The 3956-nt window shown below is 65.8% G+C and carries 5 protein-coding genes; 1 reads left to right on the plus strand and 4 read right to left on the minus strand.

Going from position 1 to position 3956, the window contains the following annotated elements; all coding sequences use genetic code 11:
• The 4 genes from C493_RS19685 to C493_RS19700 all read right to left on the minus strand — a co-directional run.
• Positions 1-285, minus strand: a 285-nt coding sequence (locus tag C493_RS19685; protein ID WP_007261252.1) for a 50S ribosomal protein L24e, incomplete at its 3' end; no start/stop codon positions are given.
• 3 nt (positions 286-288) lie between these two features.
• A complete protein-coding gene (locus C493_RS19690; protein WP_006064297.1) occupies positions 289-513 on the minus strand; it encodes a 30S ribosomal protein S28e in 225 nt (74 codons plus the stop codon).
• A gap of 11 nt (positions 514-524) precedes the next feature.
• On the minus strand, positions 525-887 hold the full coding sequence (gene rpl7ae, locus C493_RS19695) for a 50S ribosomal protein L7Ae (RefSeq protein ID WP_007261253.1): 363 nt from the start codon (positions 885-887) through the stop codon (positions 525-527).
• A 471-nt stretch (positions 888-1358) separates the two neighbouring features.
• The gene (locus C493_RS19700; protein ID WP_007261254.1) at positions 1359-1988 is read right to left on the minus strand and encodes a hypothetical protein; all 630 of its coding nucleotides are present in this window, start codon (positions 1986-1988) and stop codon (positions 1359-1361) included.
• A 295-nt stretch (positions 1989-2283) separates the two neighbouring features.
• Here C493_RS19700 and tmcA point away from each other — a divergent pair.
• Positions 2284-3956: tRNA(Met) cytidine acetyltransferase TmcA (tmcA, locus tag C493_RS19705; protein WP_007261255.1), on the plus strand; the 1673-nt coding region annotated here is incomplete at its 3' end.

A 3956-nucleotide genomic window follows, 5' to 3' on the forward strand; every position in this document is an offset into this window, starting at 1 on the left:
GCTCAGAGATGTGTATAAGAGACAGGTTTCCTCGTCTTCGTCCGCTTCGACGGCCTCGTCTTCGTCGGCCGTCTCGTCGGCGGCCGTCTCGGCCTGGGCAGGGCCCTTGCCGGCGCGGCCTTCCTCGGTCCACTCGAGATCGCGGGGTTCGCGGCCGAGCTTGTAGTTCTTCTCGGCTTTCGAGTCGACGAAGTGGAGCACGGTGCCGTCGTTTTTGACGTACATGATGCCCGTGCCGGGCTCGATCTCTTCGCCCGTGTAGTCGCAGGTGCGTTTCTCGACCATTGGTTACTGACCTCCGATGGAGTCGGCCTCACGGGCGGTCTCGCGGAGCTGGAGTACGTCGCCCTCGCGGACCGGTCCGAGGCAGTTTCGGGTAATGATACGTCCCTGATTCTCGCCCTCCTTGATCCGGCACTTGACCTGCATGGCTTCGCCGTGCATGCCGGTCTTGCCGACGATCTCGATGACCTCGGCGGGCGTGGATCCGCTTTCTTCCTCTTCAGCACTCATCTCTGATCACCTCAGTCGAGGTCCTCGACCTTGTCGGCGATGTCCTCGACGTCGCCGGAAGCCTCTCCGGCGTCGACGATCGCCGCGGCGGCGGAGCCGACCTCGAGGCCGGCGGCGTGACCGACGTCGTCCTGGGTCTCGATGAAGACGACCGGAATCCCCTTCTCGTCGGCGAGGTCCGGGATGTGCATGACGATCTCCTCGGGGGAGACGTCCTCGGCGACGTAGACGAGGTCGGCGTTGCCGCGCTCGATCGCTTTCGTCGTTTCGTTGGTTCCTTTCTTTACTCGGCCTGTGTCTCGGGCGACCTCGAGGGCCTCGAGGGAGTCCTCTGCGAGGTCGGCTGGGATGTCGGTGTTGACGTAGACTGACATTGGTTGTTCACCTCTCCTACGCGTGGGCTCGCGCTCCCCTGCCGTCCGGGAACTGGGTGCCCGGGCCGACGTACGGTCGGCGGAAGTCCTGTGAGGCTAGGAGCATCATCAACCCCGCGTAGGGTGTACTCCGTTGTAGCGCTGCCCCCCTTAAAAGCGTGTTCAAACTGCTGCTGGGGTGCGAACGATACACACTCACGGCGACGGATGCTCACGTTACCGCTCGTCAGAAATAGTCCGAACAAATATACATGTTGGTTGCCATATGTCCATATGGTCTGACGCACCGTCTCTTCGTCGAATTTTGCTGGCAGCCAACGCGGTGTTCCACGCGCTCGACGAGACGGCATGGTTCAAAACTTCTGCCAGCCGCCGACGCCTCCGATACCCGTCGCCCTCGCAGCCGTGGAAACGGATGCATACCGATCGCCACGTCCCCCTGTGATCGATCCGTAGTGACGTTCAGTAGTGCTAGTACTCGTCTTCAGCGTCGAGTTCCACGACCTGATCGAGTACGTCGTCTTGCGAACGGTGGCCGCGGGCGAACTCGAGCAGCCAGGCGACGCTGACCTCGAGGGAGAGACCCGTTTTCTCCTTGCCCTTCCTGGCGTCGTCGTTCAGGATCGACACGGTCACGGTCTCGACCGAGGCGATGAACGCTTGCGCGTCGGTGACCGCGTTGGCCGCGGCGCGGGCGACGTCCATGAACCGCTCTTCCAATTCGTCGCGCGAGGAGCCATCGAACTGATCCCAGTTCAGGTCCGCAATCGACACGTTGATCGTGAGATTCGGACCGCTGTGGCGGAGCGTCTCGAGGTGAATCCCCTGTTCTTCCAGCAGCGACTCGAACGCATCGACGTCGACGCCGGGAATGTCCCGGTTCCCGGCATTTTTCTCTCCGTTCTCGTTCTTTTTGTCGGACTTTCCGTCGTTCCCCTTCCCGTCACCGGCTCCGGGGTCGTTCGAACCGTGGTTCTCGCTGTCTCCGTCGTCGTTCTCGTCGTTGGCGTCGTCGCTGCTCGTGAATCCATCGCTGGCACAGCCTGCGAGGGCAGTTGCGAGTCCGACACCACTACCGAGGAGTACTTTTCGACGCTCCATGGAAACGCCATCTCGATACCCTAATAAAAGTAATAGCAAGGTATGTGGAAATAGTAAACAGTTCCTATTTTTACAACCGTTCATGACACCACAACTGAGTCGCTATCCATCGATTACGGCGCTGTCGCGCAGTCGTTCGAACTGGGCTCGCTCGAGGCCACCACAACCGATTGTACGCGCTGCAATCGAGCAGCGCCGTTCCGTTCACAGATGGGTTCGGTGATCGAGGTGCCGGCGAAGCCCCGTCTCGATAGCGTCCCGGACACTATTACGGCCCGCGATTCCAACGAGGCGTATGGACGTCAGTGCCGTCGCTGCAGCCCTGTTCGAAGAAGCCACCGCGGTCGACGAGCGACGCGTCCTCGCACTGTCGGGTGCCCGACGGCGCGGGTACGACGCCCTCGAGTCGCTCCTCGAATCGCTGCCGGTCCCGATCACGGAGACCACGCTCGTCGGTCCCGACGACCGCCTGCGCTGTGAACATCTCCCGCAGGCGAACGCGAGCGAACTCCTCGGCACGACCCGGACTGTGATCTCCCTCGACGCCCACGACGGCCTCCGACCGAACGCGCTCGGGAAAGTCGTCGGTGCGGTCGACGGCGGCGGCCTGCTGGTATTCCTGACGCCGCCCCTCGAGGAGTGGCCCGACGAGCGCGGCGCGTTCGACGAGTCGCTAGCCGTGCCGCCGTTCGGTCTCGAGGACGTCGGCGGCCGATTCAGGCATCGGCTGGTCGAGACGATGCGCATCCACCGGGGGATCGGTATCGTCGATCTCGAGACCGAGACCGTCGTCGACGACGGACTGACGCATCCTGCCCCGCGACTCGTCGACGGATCGGACGAATCGGTACTCGAGTCCGAGCCCGGACTCGGGTTCACGGCCGGGACAGGGCCCGACGCTCCGCCGGACGCTCGCTTCCCCGCCGAAGCGTACGAGGCGTGTCTCACGGCGGATCAGCGAGACGCCGTCGCGGCGCTCGAGACGCTGTCTCCGGCCGGGACCGACGAGCCGAACGTGACCGATGAATCCGACGAGCCCGACGAACCGCAGGCCGTCGTCCTCGAGGCCGACCGCGGCCGCGGCAAGTCCAGCGCCGCGGGGCTGGCCGCCGGCGCGTTCGCGGCGGACGGACTGGACGTGCTCGTTACCGCGCCGCGGTCGCGCAACGCGGCGGCGATCTTCGAGCGAGCCGGAGAACTCTGCGAGACGCTTCCCGACTGCGACGCTCCGACGAGCGGTGCTCGCCGACTCGAGACCGCTTCCGGCGGCCGGGTTCGGTTCCTCGAGCCCGCGGCTGCGGTCGGGGGCGTCGATGGGGGTGGGGACGCCAGCGGCGGCGCCGGCGAGGCGCTCGAAGCCGCCGACATCGTCATCGTCGACGAGGCCGCCGCGCTACCCGTCGCCGTCCTCGAGGCGCTGCTCGCGGCCGACCGCGTCGCCTTCGCGACGACGGTCCACGGCTACGAGGGCGCAGGCCGGGGGTTTTCCGTCCGCTTTCGCGACCGACTCGCCGAGGGCGACCACGAGGTGACCGAACGGACGCTCCTCGAGCCGATCCGCTACGCCGCGGGCGACCCCGTGGAGGTCTGGGCCTTCCGCGCGCTGTTGCTCGACGCTCGACCGCCCGTGGAGCCGCTGGTCGCCGACGCCGAGCCCGAAACCGTCGAGTACCGGCGACTCGAGCCCGACGACCTGCTCGCCGACGAGCAACTCCTGCGGGAGGCGTTCGGCCTGCTCGTGCTCGCCCACTACCGGACCGAGCCGAACGACCTCGCGCGGCTGCTCGACGCGCCGAACCTCGAAGCGCGGGCGCTCCTCCACGAGGGCCACGTCGTCAGCGTCGCCCTGCTCGCCCGCGAGGGGGACCTCCCGCCCGAGACGCGAGCGACGATGTACGAGGGCGGACGCGTCAGCGGGAACATGCTCCCCGATGTGCTCACGAGCCAGCTTCGAGACGAATCGGCGGG

This window comes from Natronolimnohabitans innermongolicus JCM 12255 (assembly GCF_000337215.1).
GTDB classification, from domain to species: Archaea; Halobacteriota; Halobacteria; order Halobacteriales; family Natrialbaceae; genus Natronolimnohabitans; species Natronolimnohabitans innermongolicus.

Excerpts from the sequence above, each read along its gene's own strand:
- C493_RS19690 (WP_006064297.1), bottom strand. The coding sequence starts at position 513 with ATGAGTGCTGAAGAGGAAGAAAGCGGATCCACGCCCGCCGAGGTCATC.
- rpl7ae (WP_007261253.1), bottom strand. The coding sequence starts at position 887 with ATGTCAGTCTACGTCAACACCGACATCCCAGCCGACCTCGCAGAGGAC.
- C493_RS19700 (WP_007261254.1), bottom strand. The coding sequence starts at position 1,988 with ATGGAGCGTCGAAAAGTACTCCTCGGTAGTGGTGTCGGACTCGCAACT.